This is a genomic window from Treponema denticola, assembly GCF_024181645.1.
Taxonomy (GTDB): Bacteria; Spirochaetota; Spirochaetia; order Treponematales; family Treponemataceae; genus Treponema_B; species Treponema_B denticola_A.
The window spans coordinates 609,776-624,976 of sequence record NZ_CP058624.1 but is presented as its reverse complement, the minus strand read 5'-3'; the positions used below and the strand labels follow the sequence as shown (position 1 = coordinate 624,976).

Sequence of the window (15,201 nt, the reverse complement as noted above, 5' to 3'; positions counted from 1 at the left end):
AATAAAAAAAATAGTCAAGGCTAAGACGACGAAAAAATATATTGACAAAGTTGTAATTTTCGGTTAATATGTCGCCCATGTCTAACAATACGGTATGCTTAAATTCGGAAATAAAAAGCGGAATCTTTTATACCGAAAAATCAAACGAGTTTACAGCTCTGGCAGAGCAAATAAGAGCCTACACTTCAAAAAAACGGACTATCTTGGATCCGAGAACAATAGTGTTTTTGAACATTATGCTTTCACTCATAACTACGGTTTCTTCGTCTATTTCTGCAAATATTTTTATTTTTTTGGTGTCTTTGGGCATTGTATGCCTTTTTAAGATGTACAAAAAGGCAGCAAAATATATCTTCATATTCTTTTTAGCGCTCGCTCTTCCTTTTGGGATAAAAGCCCTGTCCGGCCTTCCCATACAGTTTTTGATTAACTCCGTTTCTCTTATTGCCATGGGTGTACAAAAATTTTTACCATTCCTTATGGCTGCAATGGTAATTTTTAACAAGGTGGATACAAAAAGTCTCGTAAGCTCTCTAAACAAAATGAAGCTCCCCAAGGGAATAATGCTCGGCTTTACGGTTGCAGTACGTTTTTTGCCTACCATAAAAAAAGAAATGACCATAATCACAAACAGCATGAAAATGAGAGGAATCGAAATAGTAACAAAAAATATCTTTTTTCATCCGATTCAAAGTCTGGAGTACGCCCTCGTTCCGGTTCTTTTTAGAGCAACCTCGCTTGCAGACGACATGACTGCTGCAGCCCTCGTAAAAGGAGCTGAATCCCCAAAAACTTCAGCAGAGCTTTTTAAAATCAAATTCGGAATAATAGATTATGTCTTTGCCCTATCATCCATTTTTGTTGTCGGTGCCGCAATCATATTCGACTTCGATTCCGTATTTATGAGGCTCTTTTAAAGGACGATAAAATGAATACGGCAGTAGAATTAAAAGATGTTTCTTTTATATATGAATCCTCAAAAGACGGAAGAGCAAATTTAAAAAAGACTTCTCTTAGTATCAAAAAGGGAGAATTCTTACTTGTTACGGGCATAAGCGGCTGCGGAAAATCTACACTGACAAAATGCATCAACGGCCTTATTCCGCGGTTTTACGAAGGGGAATTTTCAGGTTCCGTTTTTATCAATGAAAAAGATGTTTCGAATTTCAGCATAGATGAAATTTCAAAAGATATAGGCTCGGTTTTTCAGTCTCCTAAGAGTCAGTTTTTTACAGATGACGTAATTTCGGAACTCAGCTTTCCTTGCGAAAACTACGGAATTTCCCGCGATGAAATTATAGAAAGGATTGCCGAAGTTTGTTCCATTTTACATATCGAAAATCTTTTAACCGAAAAACTTGAGAGCCTCTCGAACGGACAAAAACAAAAAATAGCTATTGCCTCGATTTTAACCTTGAGACCTAAGATTATAGTCCTTGATGAACCCTCGTCCAATCTGGATTTTAACTCTATCCTCATTTTGGCAGATATTTTAAAAATTTTAAAACAAAGAGGCTTTACTATAATCATAGCGGAGCACCGCCTTCATTATCTAAAAGATCTTTTTGACAGAGTTATCTATATAAATGAAGGAAGTATACAAAGCGAATATAGCCGAGATGAATTTTTAGTCCTTACAAATACGGAGTTAAATTCTAAAGGCTTAAGAAGTTTACATCTTTTTACAAATGAAAATGAAGCGGAACCCATCGGCCATGAACCTAATAAATTTAACTCCGATACGGAAGCCGAAAAAATATGCAGCCTTTCGGATATTTCGTTTTCGTTTAAGGACGGAACCGAAATTTTAAACTCGGTTAACTTAGACCTTTACAAAAACGACATTGCCGCCCTTACCGGAAAAAACGGAGCGGGAAAAACAACTCTCGCAAAAATCATATCGGGTATTTACCGCCAATCTGCCGGAAGCATTAAATTCGGAGAAAAAATTTTAAACGAAAAGGAAAGAGTGAGCCGCACAAATTTTGTTCTTCAAGATGTTGAATATCAGCTTTTCGGTGCCGATGTTTTTTCCGAGCTTTTGATAGGAAACAAACAGCTTGAAAACATAAACGAAAAAATAGAAAAAGCTTTAAAGAAGCTCAACCTTTACGATTATAAAGATGAGCATCCCTTTTCTCTTTCGATGGGACAAAAACAGAGGCTTATAATTGCTGCGACCTATGTTAGAGGCTGTCCGCTTACAATTCTCGATGAACCGACAAGCGGCTTGGATTACGGAAACATGGTCAGGGTAGGAGAACTTATCGAAGAGATAGCCGAGACTTCGGCAGTGCTTATAATAACCCATGATTTTGAATTTATCTCGAAGATATGCAACAGGCTGATTCTTTTAAAGGATAAAAAAATAGCCTTAGATTCGAGGCTTGAAAAAAACGATAAAAAATTGGAAAGTATTTTTTCCACATATTTATAGATTATGGAGGACTTTATGGAAAAGTCAAACAAATTTAAAACAAAGGATTTTGTTTTTATCGGAATAATGACCGTAGTTTATATTGCGGTCTTTATGGTCATAGGTTTTGTTACTGCGGCAATAAATCCCTTTTTACATGCCTTTTCACCTGCTATCACCGGGCTTGTCGTCGGAACAATTTATTTGTTTCTGGCTATCAAGGTTCCCAAATTCGGTGTCTTTACGATCAGCCAGCTCTTGCTCATTATGATTGTTTTGATTTTGGGAATGGGATATCTTCCATGGTTGATAGGTATGTTTATCGGAGCCTTGCTGGGCGACATAGCAGCCAATACCTCAAAGTATAAGAACAAGTATACGATAGCCATTGCAAGCGGCTTTATATGCTTGGGAAGTGCTTCAGGAGGCGTTATTCCGGTCCTTTTCTTTGTAGAGCATTATAAAAAATTCTGCTTTGAAAGAATGCAGATGAATGAAGCTCAGGTGGAACAAAGCATTGCAGCAAGCGCAGGATACCTCGGAGTCATCATCCTAATTGCGACATTTGTTTTGGGCTTTGCAGGAGTTCTTATAGGCTCCAAAATATTAGGAAAACATTTTAAAAATTCCGGAATAAAATAAGACAAAGGTCAAACACTAGATTCAAATGTCAATTAAATAAACCGCGGCGGACGCAAAGAGCACAAGAGAAATTTAAAGATAGTAATACTACGGCATCCTCAAATTTCTTTGCATTATTTACTAAGTTGTGCGGAAGCTCAACTCTCTCTGCGGTTTATTTATCAATCAGCCAATCTTTAATAGTGCGTTTTTCTTGTAGTACTCATAAAAACAGTATAACATAATAGTAGGCATAAAACACATAAAACAAATTCTATTGACAACTCTACTTTTTTCAAATATAATTCAGGGCATCTCTAAAAACTTTGTTAGATTTTTAGAGATGCCCGACGAGTTTTTTGTAAGTCCTTATATATCAATGACTTACAAAAAACATCGCAAGTTAAATCTAAGGTAAACCTCTAAAAACTGAGGTTTTTAGAGGTTCCCTTCAAAAAATTGGAGAAATTATGTACATCAAAAAACTTATCGGAAAAAAATGTTATCTTGCCCCAATGAGGATTGAAGATGCGGAAAAATATGCTGTCTGGGCAAACGATCAGGAAGTGTCCGAATATCTTAACTTTGCTTCTTCGAGTATAAGCCTTGAAGCCGAGCGCATTATAATCGATAGGATTTCAAAAGAACATAATTACGCAATAGTAGATTCAGAGACCGATGAGCTTATAGGAAGTATGGGGCTTATGAGTATCAATCATATGAATAGAACGGCTGAGCTCGGCATCTTTATAGGTAATAAGGCCTACTGGTCAAAGGGGTACGGTACCGAGGCTATGTGCCTTCTCATAAACTATGCCTATCAAAAACTAAACCTACACAATATAACCTTAAATGTATATTCTTATAATGAAAGAGCTATTAAGGCTTACGAAAAGGTTGGCTTTAAAAAAATAGGAGCAAGAAGAGGAGCTCTAATCCGTAACCGTAAAATGCACGATATAATCTTAATGGATATTATCCCTGAGGACTTTTACGCAAAGCATCCTGAGTTTGAAATAGTTTGATCTATAGATTGATTTATCGGAAAAACTTCTTAGAATAAGCGGCTATGAAAAAGCAAAAATTAAGCGGAGCTGAGGGCTTTGAAAGCTATTATCTTTCGATTTTTGGGGAAAGATGGCAGAGCTTAAAAGCCGCTCTTTTAGAAGAAAGGAAACCTGAAGCCTACAGCGAAAACCTCATACAAAACTACTATTTGGATTATGCAAGCATTCAGGCGGCAAGAGCCATGCCCGCCCTTGAAGAAGGAAGCTGCCTCGACATGTGTGCCGCCCCCGGAGGGAAAACCCTAGTCCTTTTAAGCAGGATTAGAGAAAATGCCGAAATACAGGCAAACGAACTTTCTGCCGATAGGCGGAACAGGCTTATAAGAGTTCTTGATAAACATTTAAGCGAAGAAACTCGAAAACGGATAAGGGTTTCTTCCTATGATGCTTCCCGAATGCCCCGATACGGCCAAGAACTTTATGATAGAATTTTACTGGATGCCCCCTGCTCTTCCGAGAGGCATGTGCTCCAAAACGAAAAATACCTTAAACAGTGGACAGAAGCCCGCATAAAAAATTTAAGCCAAAGACAGTGGGCTCTTTTATCTGCGGCCTTTTTGCTCCTTAAACCTAAGGGCTTTTTAGTTTATTCGACCTGTGCCCTCGCCGATGAAGAAAACGATTCTTTAATCGAAAAGCTCATAAAAAAGTATAAAGAAAGAGTAAGGCTTGAAGACAAGCTCGATAGCCTTGGCCTCATTTCCCCCGAAAAGACAAGATACGGATTCCGCTTTCTTCCCGATAAGGCGGATGGAGCAGGGCCTATCTATTTTTCTCTTATTCAAAAGAATTAAGCTTATCTTCTATCCTGTGAAATTAAAATTAAGCGCAATAAGTTCGCCATAGCTGTAAGGGCTGATGCAACATATGTTAGGGCTGCAGCCGACAAAACTTTTTTTGCTCCCTTCAGTTCTTCTTGGCTTAAAACGGCATTGTGTTCCAATACTTTTAAGGCACGCCTTGAAGCGTCGATTTCAACAGGAAGGGTTACAAGATAGAATAAAACGGCACAGGCAAAAAGGATAATGCCTATGTTGAGGAGTAAATTCATTCTAAAGATAATACCTGCAAGAGCTAAATAGGGGCCTGCACTTGAACCTATGTTTGCAACCGGAACCAAGGTACTGCGTAAGACCAAGGGTGCGTATTTTTCCTTATCCTGAATGGCGTGGCCTGTTTCATGGGCAGCGACTCCTACGGCTGCTATCGAGGTCTTATCGTATACAGGTTCAGAAAGGCGTAAAACCTTGCGAGATGGGTCGTAGTGGTCGCTTAAACTTCCCCCAATCCTTTGGATACTTACATCAGAAATAGAATTTGATCTAAGCAGGAGGGCAGCAGCTTCTTTCCCCGAAATCTTCCTAATGGTTTGCACTTGGGAATATTTTGAAAAGGCAGACTTTACCTTAAATTGGGCATACAAGGATAACAGCAAGGTCGGAACAACCAAAACCAAATAATAATAATCGAAATACATAAACTCCTCCAAAAAATTTAGAATTTAACCTTGACTTAGAATTTAACCTCAACGAAGATGGGGTCTCTTACACAAAGCAATTCGGAAAGGGGAATATCCACGGTTCCCTTATTTCCGTCTTTAGAAGAATAACCGAAAGGCGTAATCTTGATGCTTTTAATTTTTTTAGGACAGGTAATAGAAACATGGAACTTCGATTTTTTTAAATCGGAGGCCAGCTTGTCTCCATAAGCAGCCTTAATAAGCTCTTCATATTCCGCAGTTCCTATAGGTTCTCCCGTTATGGCCGGAGCCATTAAAAGTTCTATATATTCCCTGTCGTCCTCGGAAAGCAAATTTACAAATTCTTTTATATTGTCGGGGCCTATACTCAAGGACAAAAGACCAGCCTTCATATCGGTTTTTACAAAAGAGCTTTCACTGTCCATGTCCTTATTCATGATTTTTATTTTTGCATTTATACCCGCTATCGAATTGGTAGTCATGTTTAGAACTTTGATTCCTTTAGATTCAAGCTGTTGCTTTATTTCCTCAGTATTAAAGATAGAGGGGCTTTTTGCCTTTTCCTCTTCGGTAAACTGAGCCGCATTTTCGAGGAGGGCATCTATTGTTTTTCCTGTTTGAATATCCAAGGTTACAACAACATCTCCCGATGCTTGAACAAAGACATCGGCTTTTGGAGCACATGCCGTCAAAGCAAGACCGGCAATCAACACGAACATAATGATTTTAATATATTTCACTTTCATTTCTCCTATACCGATAAACAGTGAGGCAGAATTCCTGCTGAGCTGTTTATCGTATCTCCTATCGGTAACTATAGATATAAAGTACAATAAGCGCAAAAAGTTTCAAAAGAAAATGCTTATCAACTCAAAGCTCTTTTACGGCAGAGCGCAGCCATTCAATCCATGCTTCCATTCCGTCCCCTTTTAAGGCGGAAACGGGGAAAATCTTTATATTGGGATTGAGCTTTTTTATGTATTCGGTACATTTTTCAAGACTAAAATTAAAAAAACTTGAAGCATCTATTTTTGTAATTAAAAGAACATCGCAAACTTGAAACATTAGAGGATATTTTAAGGGCTTATCGTCTCCTTCGGGAACGCTTAAAATCATCACATTCTTTAAGGCTCCCGTATCGAATTCTGCGGGGCAAATTAAGTTACCGACATTTTCAAGGAAGATAAGATCAAGGTCTTTAATTCCCAATGCTTCCAAACCTTGTTCCGTCATATCGGCATCCAAGTGACACATTCCGCCCGTATGGAGCTGAATTACCTTTGCTCCTGTTTGTGAAATGGTTTCGGCATCTACGGCCGAATCAATGTCGGCTTCCATAACCCCGATTCTAAAATCTTTTTTTAGAGCCTCGATGCTTGCTTTCAGCAAGGTCGTTTTTCCCGAACCGGGAGATGACATCAAATTTAAAAGAAACTTTTTTTCTTCTTTTAACTTTTTACGCAGCTTTTCTGCATGGGCATTATTTGTTTCGTAAACGCCTTCTTTAATTTCGATAATCTTAAAATCTTTCATCATAATTTCCTTTTAAAAAATAAAAATTTAATAACACACAATTTCTTTTATTACAAATTCCCGGCCCGTAAGAATCTCATGTTCATCACAAGAGCAGGACGGGCATACGCCGTGATATCCTATCGGGTCAAAAACTCGGTTACAATTATTGCAGCGGACTGAAGCCTTTACCATTTCGATTTTAAGCTTTGTGTCTGCCATCCATGTTCCGTCTATGGCAGCAGGATAGCAGGCTTGAACAAAATGAGGCACAACGGTTGCAATTTCGCCGATCTGTAAAACTATTGTGTCGACCTCGCTGACATTATTGGACTTAGCGATTGCATCAACCCGGCGCACAACTTCCATGACCAAACTTAATTCGTGCATAAACTTAAATCCGGTTTTTTATTTGTGCTTGGGAGAAGGCCTAAAAATCTTGTTAAACAAAATCTTGCCTTCCCTCTTTACCATGTTTCTTATAACAACGCCCTTAAGCTTTTCGAGGGTGCTTGGGTGAGCATCATAAACACGCTTTAAGCTGATAGCTCCGAAACGGCAGCGGGTCGTACACATTCCGCAGCCTATGCACATGTATTCGTCAACCTTTACGACTCCGCATTTTAAGCAGCGCTCGGTTTCAGCCTTTACCTGTTCTTCGGTTAATGTTTTGCGTAAATCCCTAAATGTCTTTTTTCCTTCTTCGCCGGAAGGTTCTTCCGCTCTTTGGCGGGGCAGTCTGTCAAAACCTGCAAGCTCCAAATTTTCACGGTCGAGGGGTTTATAATCCCGCCTTGTTCTTCCCATAACCAAACTTTGCCCCGGATGTACAAAGCGGTGAATCGAGATAGCTCCTTCTTTTCCTTGGGCAATGGCATCTATGGCAAATTTAGGGCCTGTCAATACATCGCCTCCTACAAAGATATCTTTTTGAGCACTTTGGTAGGTGATGGAGTCAGCCTTTACGGTTTGATTTCTGTTTATTTCGCAAGCGGAACCTTCCAAGATAGAACCTAAATCTATGGCCTGACCTACAGAGGTTATAACGAAACTACATTCTACAGTCATAGTATCGTTTTCGTCATAGCTTGGGCTGAACCTTCCGTCCTTATCAAAAACGGAAACGCATTTTTTAAATTCGACTCCGCTCACTTTTCCGTCCGTAACAAGAATGCGTTTGGGGCCCCATGAGTTTGTAATTTTTATGCCTTCTTCTTCGGCTTCACGGATTTCTTCAGGAAGGGCCGGCATTTCTTCTCTTTTTTCAAGACAGAACATGGAAACTTCTTCACCGCCTGCACGGACTGCCATTCGGGCTACATCAATGGCGACGTTTCCGCCCCCGATAACGATTACCTTCCCTGAAAGGCTTTTGCTTTCATTTAAGTTTTCTTCTCTTAAAAAGTCCACACCGGTAATTACGCCTGAAGCATCTTCGCCTTCAATGCCCAAAAGCCTTCCCTTTTGAGCCCCGATTGCAAGGTAAAAGGCCTTAAAGCCCTGAGTTCTAAGTTCATCGAGGCTTACATCTTTTCCTACCTCGACTCCGGTTTTAAAGTTTACGCCCAGTTCTTTTAAAACATCTATTTCGGAATCAAGAACATTTTTTTCGAGCCTAAATGAAGGAATACCGAATTTTAACATTCCGCCCAAGGATTTTTCTTTTTCGAAGACGGTTACATCATAATTATCTATTGCAAGATAATAGGCACAGGAAAGACCTGCGGGGCCGCCTCCTATAACGGCGATTTTTTTATCGTGATAGTCTCTTTTCTTTTTAGGAACATAGCGGTGCTCGGAATTAAGATCCTGCTCTGCTATAAATTTTTTTATATCGTCGACGGCAACGGCTTCATCAAGCCCCAGCCTTGAGCAGCCCTGCTCGCAATAACGGGGACATACATGACCGCAGACTGCCGGAAAGGGATTTTCAAGTTTTATAAGCTCCAAGGCTTCCCTGTATTTTCCCTGAGCCGCAAGTTTGATATAACCTTGAACGCCTATATGGGCAGGGCAGTTTGCCTTACAGGGGCTGGTTCCCGTTTTTACTACAACCTGTCTGTTTGTGCGGTAATCGGGATTCCAGTCTTCAGGCCCCCATCGGTGGTCTCTGGGAGTTTTTACGGTTTTTTCTTCGGGGATCGGTTTTGAAGAGCAGATTTTTTGTCCCAGCCTTAGGGCATTTGAAGGGCAATGCTCTACACATTCGCCGCAGGCAACACATTTTTCTTCGTCAATTACGGAAATATAATTTGAACGGGAAAAATCCGTGTTTCTGTACATAATTGCATTTCGGATAGCAAGACAGCCGCATCCGCAGCAGTTACAGATAGCATGAGTTTTGCCCTCTCCATCGAGGTTCGGAATATCGTGCATGAGCCCGTTTTCTTCCGCTTTTTTTATAATTTCAAAGGCTTCTTCACGCGTAATCTGCCTAGCCCTTCCGGTTTTGATATAATACTCGGCTCCATGTCCCATCTGGATACACATATCTTCTTTGAGGTGGCCGCAGCCTTCTCCCATCTTTTCGCGCACCGTTCGGCAAGAGCAATCGGAAACACTGAAAATCGTGTGCTGGTTTAGGTAATGAGAAATTTCCTCATAGCTTGCATGATGGGTATCGCTTTCGATTGCACTTTCGATGGGAATAACCCTCATCGGGGAAACACCCATGGGCAAGATACCGGGAGCTATTTCTCCTTTCTTTTTTCCGTAGGCATCGAAGGCTATGGTTATTTCGGGATGCTTTTCAGTCAGCTCCTTGTTGTTGTTTATCATTTCCATAATACCGGGAACCCATATTTCGGTCCAGTACTTATTTACTCCGTCAATGGTATTTGTAATACAGCAGCCTACATAGGCCAAATCCCAAAGAATCTTCTCGGTTTCCTCTACGGTTTTTCCGCATAGGGGAGATATATCTTGAGCACTTAGAGGTGTTCTGATTTTTAAAAACATACCGACCTTTGCCATTTCGTCGGTAACGATGTTTTCCATAACATAGTATTCGGGGTCGTCGTATGTAATTGACCGTTTTGAACCGGGTTTTGTCCGGTTTAGATGGTTGGCAAATTCCAAAAGAAAGGGGCTTTTTCTTTTAGGCTTATAATCGACTGCATACAAGATTTTTTTAGGCTTGTCTTTTTTACTCATAAAACGCTCCATAAAAGTAAATTAAGGTTTAACTCATTTGCGGGTTTATCCGCAGGCACTCAATTTTGAATTTTATCATAAAGACCTAAAAAAGTAAATAGCACGATGAGGATGATTCAAGATAAAATCGAATTGAAAAAATCTCAAGGGGCGCTAAGCGCGCAAGGATTTTTTAATGCCGGCTTATAGTTTACAATAAGAACCTGTCATGCTATAATTTACAAGTCAACACAATGTTAATTTTTGGAGGGAGGAATGATAGCTTTTTATATAATTGCAGCAGGGCTTGCGGTTTTCGGTATTTTAATTCATAGGTTTAAATTCTATTTTTTGATTGCGGGTTATAATATGATGAGCAAAGAGGAAAAAGAAGAATATAATGCATCTTCCATAGGTAAGCATGTTGGGCTTTGCCTCTATCTTCTTTCAGTCCTTTCCTTGGCAGTAGGCATTCTTTTCCGGTTTTTTCAAATGTCCAAGCAAACCGAAAAACTTATAATAGCAGCCTATATAATTCTTACAATGATTGCAGTTTCAATCCTTCTAGTAAAAGAAAATAAAAAAAGGCTAAACGAAGTTATTCCCTTTATTGTGTTTATAAATATTGTTATTCTGATTATTTTAGCTCTAGTTATTTTTGCAGAGTAAACGATATTTGAGCGCTAAAAAAACTTGTCTGATTTTTAGAGGTGCTCTTTAAATGTAAAGCTCAATTCGCAGAAAGGGGATGATGGAATGACGAATGGTGCTCCATCTCCCCTTTGTGTGTTTCCGGTTTTATTTCAGATTGAACGGATAGATACCCGGTTTTTTAATAAGATAAAAATAGCAAAAAACACCGGCAGCTGCAAGCAGCAAGATTAAAACGGCAATCAACAACCCCGACGCGAGCGTCGGGGTACAGTACTCAATGTTTCGCACTGTATGTTCTAATAAGATGGTAATGATGGTAATTCTTTCTGTTTGTGTCAGCAGAACATTGTTGTAGAACTCGCCATCGGTATAGGGCTTAATATCTTCCTTTGTGCCCCAGAGAGCATTTTGTCAAGTACCTTTTTATGTCTATGGACGATTTTTTGAAAGTTGAGCAACAAAAAACAGTAAACCTATTTTGATTTACTGTTTCTCAAATCGTTATATTCAATTATACAAACCGGGATTTTTAGATTTCAACCCTTAAGGAAAATAAACCGGGCTATTCTCCTGAAGTATGTTCTATAGAAGTATGTTCTATAATATTATAGTTTAATGCAGAGTGTAGCTATATAGTCATTTCCATAACGTGATAATCTATGTCTTTTATCACATGATTCATAAAAATCTATCATAGCAAGACCATTTTTAAGTTGTCCTCTAATCTGAGTTTCTAAGGTATGGCTAAATTCATATCCATATTCCGGATTTATGGTTATTTTGCCTTCCTCTTCAAGCTCTTTTGAATTAAAAGGTATTGAAAACTTTAAAAGTAATTCCTCATCGGGTTTGTCCCATACAATGTCAGCGTCATACATGTATATCCAAGGATTCATAAATCCGACCATTAACAGTCCACCCTTTTTCAATACTCGAGAGGCTTCTTTATACATGTTTTCTAAATCTTCTATATATACATTTGAAACCGGATTAAAAATAATATCAAAAGTTTCATTTTCAAATGGAAATGGTTTTGTCATATCGCCTTGAACTGTATTGATTTTTAAGCCTTCTCTTTTAGCAACCATATCATCTCTTTGTAATTGTGATTTAGAAAAATCCATTATGGTTACATCATAATCTTTTATAGCAAAAACCGGACCCTGCTGTCCACCACCACAAGCTAAACCTAATATCTTTTTTCCGTTGGCTTTTTCAAACCATTCTTTCGGAACTTTTTTCCCAACAGTTAATGCAACAGAAATTGAATTATTTCTAACTTCTTCTAATTCTTCATGTGTCAATGGCTCAGTATAGTCATTTTTTACATTATTCCATCTATCTTCATTTAATTTTATATAATTGTTCATCTTATAATCTCCGAGTTCATTTGATTTTATAACTTCATTTTCGTTTACAATATCCGCAAGTGAAACTATACTGCCTGTTTTTCCCTGTCTTTTTAAAGCCCATTCAGCTGTTTTGACAATTTCGGTGCTCTTTATATCGCCGAGTGAAAGTGTATCGCCGTCTTTAGGTTAAGAATATCATCGGCAGTTTCAAACACCAACTGAGTTACTCCGCCGAATCTTGCAAATTTCCAAATATGTTTTTTCCAGTTTTCCTCCAACTCAAAGTTAAAGTAGCACGCCATCGTTTTTTTATCAAGAGGGTATTTATGGTTCTGAAAATCGATTTTGTAATATTTTTTTAAGAGCACCTGTGCTGTCAATAAGCGCAATAAGGTACTGTCAACCGGCACGGTAAGGATTTCCATTTTTCATTAACCTTGATTTGGAGAACATTTTAATTGACAGGCAAAGGGCTTATTTATATAATATCAAAGATGAAATACACAGGTTTAAACACAAAGAAAATTCTTGAAAATTGGTACGGCAATCATCTTATTATTGCCGGAGAAAGTTTTATAGTGGGAATCCTCACAGGACTTGCAATTACGGCATTTAGAAAATCCATCGATTTTCTTTCAAGCTTGCGAATTGATGTTTATGATAAGACAGTAAGCGGACAGTTCGGTACGGTCTTCGGCTTTGGCATTTTAATTTTGACTGTAATTATTTTAGGCTTATTTATGGGCCTTATCATCAAAAAATATCCTATGATAAAGGGGAGCGGGGTTTCACAAATCAAGGGTAAATTTATGAAAAAGCTCGATATGAGTCCATGGCCTGAATTACCATTGAAATTTTTAGGCGGTGTTTTAAACATAAGTGCAGGCCTTTCAGTCGGACGGGAAGGCCCCTCCGTTCAAATCGGAGCGTATATAGGAAGCGCCTTTGAAAAAATCGGCAAGACTTCCCATATTGAAAGAGTCTGCCTTGTAACGAGCGGCGCTGCAGCAGGGCTTGCCGCAACTTTCGGAGCTCCCTTTGCAGGAATCGTCTTTGCTATAGAAGACCTGCATCAATATCTAAGCCCACTCCTTTTAACCTGCGTAATGCTTGGAGCCTTTGCAGGCGACCTTGCAACTTCCTTATTTTTTAAGCAGGGAGCTATTTTTGATTTTCACGGTCTTCAACTTTTCCCTATAAAATATTTCGGCTGGCTAATTTTGATGGGGGCCGCGGCAGCTCTGATCGGACATCTTTTTAAAAAATCGATTTATACATCTCAAAAGATGTACAGAAAATTAAAGATTCCGCCCCAATTTTCGCCATTGGTTCCGTATCTTATTTCGGTACCTGTCTGTATTTTTTTGCCCCTTGCGGCAAGCGGAGGAGACCATCTGATTGAAGCCATTGCAGAACACAGCTTTCCGCTTTCCATGCTCGTTCTGATTCTTGCGGCAAAGATAATTTTTACAGGCCTTTCGGCAGGCTCCGGAGCCATAGGCGGCATATTTGTTCCACTTCTTTCATGCGGAGCCTTGACGGGAATTATATTTTCGAACATCTTGGTTTATTTTAATTTAATTGAAGCTCAATATGCCGTAAACCTGATGGTCTTTGCGATGGCCGCCTTTTTTACTACCGTAATAAAGGCTCCGATTACGGCCATAGTTCTTCTTGCAGAAACAAGCGGAGACCTTTTCCATTTGGGAGGCTTGGTGCTGACCACGGCAGCTGCATACATTACGGCAAACATAATAAAGTCGCCGCCGAATGACGAGGTTCTTTTAAAACAGATTTTAGACAGTGAAGATTTTGCAAATAAAAAAGAAAAAGCAGAAGATCACGGAAAGCAGGTTTTTGAAGTTTGCGTTTCTCCCGAATCTTTTTTGGACGGAAAGAAAATTATGGACATTCAATGGCCTGATGACTGTTTAATCGTAAGCATTGCGAGGGGCGAAGAAGAAATCATCCCCGACGGAAGTACTGTTATTTCGGCAGGCGACAGGCTGGTAGTCTTAACACACGGACATCATGTAGAATCCCATTTGGAGCAAATCGCAGAGATGGCTCAAGTGACAGAGTAAGGTAACTCATTATAGATTATTCATTCCCTCTAACATTGCAAAACTGCCTATCTTGTAGTATAATCATAGCTGGGAGGTCTTAATATGAGTACTTCAAACAGAAAATACAAAGACTCGGTGTCTGTCGACTTGTTCAGCGAAGACGAAAAAGCAAAGGAAAATTTCTTATCTCTTTACAACGCTTTGCACGGTACACACCTTCCGCTTTCGTCTCCCGTAGAAAATATACGGCTCGATAATGTTATGTATATGAACATAATCAATGATGTTTCCTGCCTCGTCGATGGTAAAATCATCGTGCTTGCAGAACATCAATCATCTATAAACGAAAATATGCCCAGTCAAGGAATATACTTCCGTGTACATTCCTTGACTTCAAGTTTTAGGCTTACAGCCTAAAACATCGTGTACTTGCGGCTTCTACGGTGTCCGTGCCGTAGTGCCGTAACCTTAATTAAAGAAGACCGGGTTCTTAGGGCGGAGCCCTAAGCAGTGCGGGAAGAAGAGAGAGGGTTTTAGGGAGAGAGAGGAAACCTTGCTCTGAACGAGGTGTCCTCTCTCTCCCTAAGAGAGCGGCTTTACCAATGCGGTAAAAATATGTATAGAAAAAGGAATCTTAAAAGAATATTTGCAAAGAAAGGCCAAGGAGGTAATAAATATGTTAGTAGCCGAATATGATTATGATACAGACATCGCAGTACAGAGAGAAGAAAGCCTAAGGATTGGCATACAACAAGGCTTTTCCGACGGCTCATACCAAACAAAGCTCGAAACGGCAAAGCTGATGAGATATGAAAATCTTGGCATTGACTTAATTTCAAAGGTTACAGGGCTTTCCAAAGAAGAAATAGAGGCTTTATAAAACCAGCTTTTTTGAAAATAG

At 39.3% G+C, this 15,201-nt stretch carries 14 protein-coding genes and 1 pseudogene; 8 read left to right on the top strand and 7 right to left on the bottom strand.

Features of this window, described 5'->3' with window-relative positions:
* Positions 1-68 precede the first annotated feature (68 nt).
* The 5 genes from HO345_RS02905 (at position 69) to HO345_RS02885 (ending at position 4,898) form a co-directional block, all read left to right on the top strand.
* Positions 69-917, top strand: a complete 849-nt coding sequence (locus tag HO345_RS02905) for an energy-coupling factor transporter transmembrane component T (protein WP_253683739.1) — start codon at positions 69-71, stop codon at positions 915-917.
* A gap of 11 nt (positions 918-928) precedes the next feature.
* Positions 929-2,437, top strand: a complete 1,509-nt coding sequence (locus HO345_RS02900) for an ABC transporter ATP-binding protein (protein ID WP_253683738.1) — start codon at positions 929-931, stop codon at positions 2,435-2,437.
* 15 nt (positions 2,438-2,452) lie between these two features.
* Positions 2,453-3,058 (top strand): MptD family putative ECF transporter S component, encoded by a 606-nt coding sequence (locus tag HO345_RS02895; RefSeq protein ID WP_002668121.1) that lies wholly within the window; start codon positions 2,453-2,455, stop codon positions 3,056-3,058.
* Between the two features lie 449 nt (positions 3,059-3,507).
* The gene (locus HO345_RS02890) at positions 3,508-4,062 is read left to right on the top strand and encodes a GNAT family N-acetyltransferase (protein ID WP_253683737.1); all 555 of its coding nucleotides are present in this window, start codon (positions 3,508-3,510) and stop codon (positions 4,060-4,062) included.
* Positions 4,063-4,106: 44 nt separating this feature from the next.
* Positions 4,107-4,898: a class I SAM-dependent methyltransferase gene (locus HO345_RS02885; protein WP_253683736.1), complete on the top strand. Its 792-nt coding sequence runs from the start codon at positions 4,107-4,109 to the stop codon at positions 4,896-4,898.
* Positions 4,899-4,900: 2 nt separating this feature from the next.
* On the opposite strand, the gene HO345_RS02880 is transcribed toward HO345_RS02885, so the two are convergent.
* The 5 genes from HO345_RS02880 to HO345_RS02860 all read right to left on the bottom strand — a co-directional run bounded on the left by HO345_RS02880 (position 4,901) and on the right by HO345_RS02860 (position 10,249).
* Positions 4,901-5,581: a zinc metallopeptidase gene (locus HO345_RS02880; RefSeq protein ID WP_253683735.1), complete on the bottom strand. Its 681-nt coding sequence runs from the start codon at positions 5,579-5,581 to the stop codon at positions 4,901-4,903.
* 35 nt (positions 5,582-5,616) lie between these two features.
* Positions 5,617-6,324, bottom strand: a complete 708-nt coding sequence (locus HO345_RS02875) for a hypothetical protein (RefSeq protein ID WP_366796508.1) — start codon at positions 6,322-6,324, stop codon at positions 5,617-5,619.
* 130 nt (positions 6,325-6,454) lie between these two features.
* Positions 6,455-7,117: a hydrogenase nickel incorporation protein HypB gene (hypB, locus tag HO345_RS02870; RefSeq protein WP_253684582.1), complete on the bottom strand. Its 663-nt coding sequence runs from the start codon at positions 7,115-7,117 to the stop codon at positions 6,455-6,457.
* Between the two features lie 27 nt (positions 7,118-7,144).
* Positions 7,145-7,486, bottom strand: a complete 342-nt coding sequence (locus tag HO345_RS02865; RefSeq protein ID WP_253683733.1) for a hydrogenase maturation nickel metallochaperone HypA/HybF — start codon at positions 7,484-7,486, stop codon at positions 7,145-7,147.
* An 18-nt stretch (positions 7,487-7,504) separates the two neighbouring features.
* Positions 7,505-10,249 carry an FAD-dependent oxidoreductase gene (locus HO345_RS02860; RefSeq protein WP_253683732.1) on the bottom strand — a complete coding sequence of 915 codons (2,745 nt, stop codon included), beginning with the start codon at positions 10,247-10,249 and terminating at the stop codon, positions 7,505-7,507.
* 255 nt (positions 10,250-10,504) lie between these two features.
* Here HO345_RS02860 and HO345_RS02855 point away from each other — a divergent pair, with 255 nt between their 5' ends.
* Positions 10,505-10,897 (top strand): DUF3784 domain-containing protein, encoded by a 393-nt coding sequence (locus HO345_RS02855; RefSeq protein ID WP_253683731.1) that lies wholly within the window; start codon positions 10,505-10,507, stop codon positions 10,895-10,897.
* Positions 10,898-11,487: 590 nt separating this feature from the next.
* Here the strand turns inward: HO345_RS02855 and HO345_RS02850 are convergent.
* Positions 11,488-12,252, bottom strand: a complete 765-nt coding sequence (locus HO345_RS02850; protein WP_253683730.1) for a class I SAM-dependent methyltransferase — start codon at positions 12,250-12,252, stop codon at positions 11,488-11,490.
* 131 nt (positions 12,253-12,383) lie between these two features.
* Positions 12,384-12,659, bottom strand: a complete 276-nt coding sequence (locus HO345_RS02845; protein ID WP_253683729.1) for a hypothetical protein — start codon at positions 12,657-12,659, stop codon at positions 12,384-12,386.
* Positions 12,660-12,692: 33 nt separating this feature from the next.
* Between HO345_RS02845 and HO345_RS02840 the strand changes: the two genes are divergently transcribed.
* Complete coding sequence (locus HO345_RS02840; RefSeq protein WP_366796506.1) at positions 12,693-14,318, top strand: ClC family H(+)/Cl(-) exchange transporter; 1,626 nt, start codon at positions 12,693-12,695, stop codon at positions 14,316-14,318.
* An 84-nt stretch (positions 14,319-14,402) separates the two neighbouring features.
* Positions 14,403-15,180, top strand: a pseudogene (locus HO345_RS13200) (nuclease/transposase family protein).
* Positions 15,181-15,201: the final 21 nt, after the last annotated feature.

What these genes read in the sequence shown, in the direction of transcription:
- HO345_RS02845 (WP_253683729.1), bottom strand. Translation starts at nt 12,659, where the DNA reads ATGGAAATCCTTACCGTGCCGGTTGACAGTACCTTATTGCGCTTATTG.
- HO345_RS02850 (WP_253683730.1), bottom strand. Translation starts at nt 12,252, where the DNA reads ATGAACAATTATATAAAATTAAATGAAGATAGATGGAATAATGTAAAA.
- HO345_RS02890 (WP_253683737.1), top strand. Translation starts at nt 3,508, where the DNA reads ATGTACATCAAAAAACTTATCGGAAAAAAATGTTATCTTGCCCCAATG.
- HO345_RS02865 (WP_253683733.1), bottom strand. Translation starts at nt 7,486, where the DNA reads ATGCACGAATTAAGTTTGGTCATGGAAGTTGTGCGCCGGGTTGATGCA.
- HO345_RS02860 (WP_253683732.1), bottom strand. Translation starts at nt 10,249, where the DNA reads ATGAGTAAAAAAGACAAGCCTAAAAAAATCTTGTATGCAGTCGATTAT.
- HO345_RS02880 (WP_253683735.1), bottom strand. Translation starts at nt 5,581, where the DNA reads ATGTATTTCGATTATTATTATTTGGTTTTGGTTGTTCCGACCTTGCTG.
- HO345_RS02900 (WP_253683738.1), top strand. Translation starts at nt 929, where the DNA reads ATGAATACGGCAGTAGAATTAAAAGATGTTTCTTTTATATATGAATCC.
- hypB (WP_253684582.1), bottom strand. Translation starts at nt 7,117, where the DNA reads ATGAAAGATTTTAAGATTATCGAAATTAAAGAAGGCGTTTACGAAACA.
- HO345_RS02905 (WP_253683739.1), top strand. Translation starts at nt 69, where the DNA reads ATGTCGCCCATGTCTAACAATACGGTATGCTTAAATTCGGAAATAAAA.
- HO345_RS02895 (WP_002668121.1), top strand. Translation starts at nt 2,453, where the DNA reads ATGGAAAAGTCAAACAAATTTAAAACAAAGGATTTTGTTTTTATCGGA.
- HO345_RS02885 (WP_253683736.1), top strand. Translation starts at nt 4,107, where the DNA reads ATGAAAAAGCAAAAATTAAGCGGAGCTGAGGGCTTTGAAAGCTATTAT.
- HO345_RS02855 (WP_253683731.1), top strand. Translation starts at nt 10,505, where the DNA reads ATGATAGCTTTTTATATAATTGCAGCAGGGCTTGCGGTTTTCGGTATT.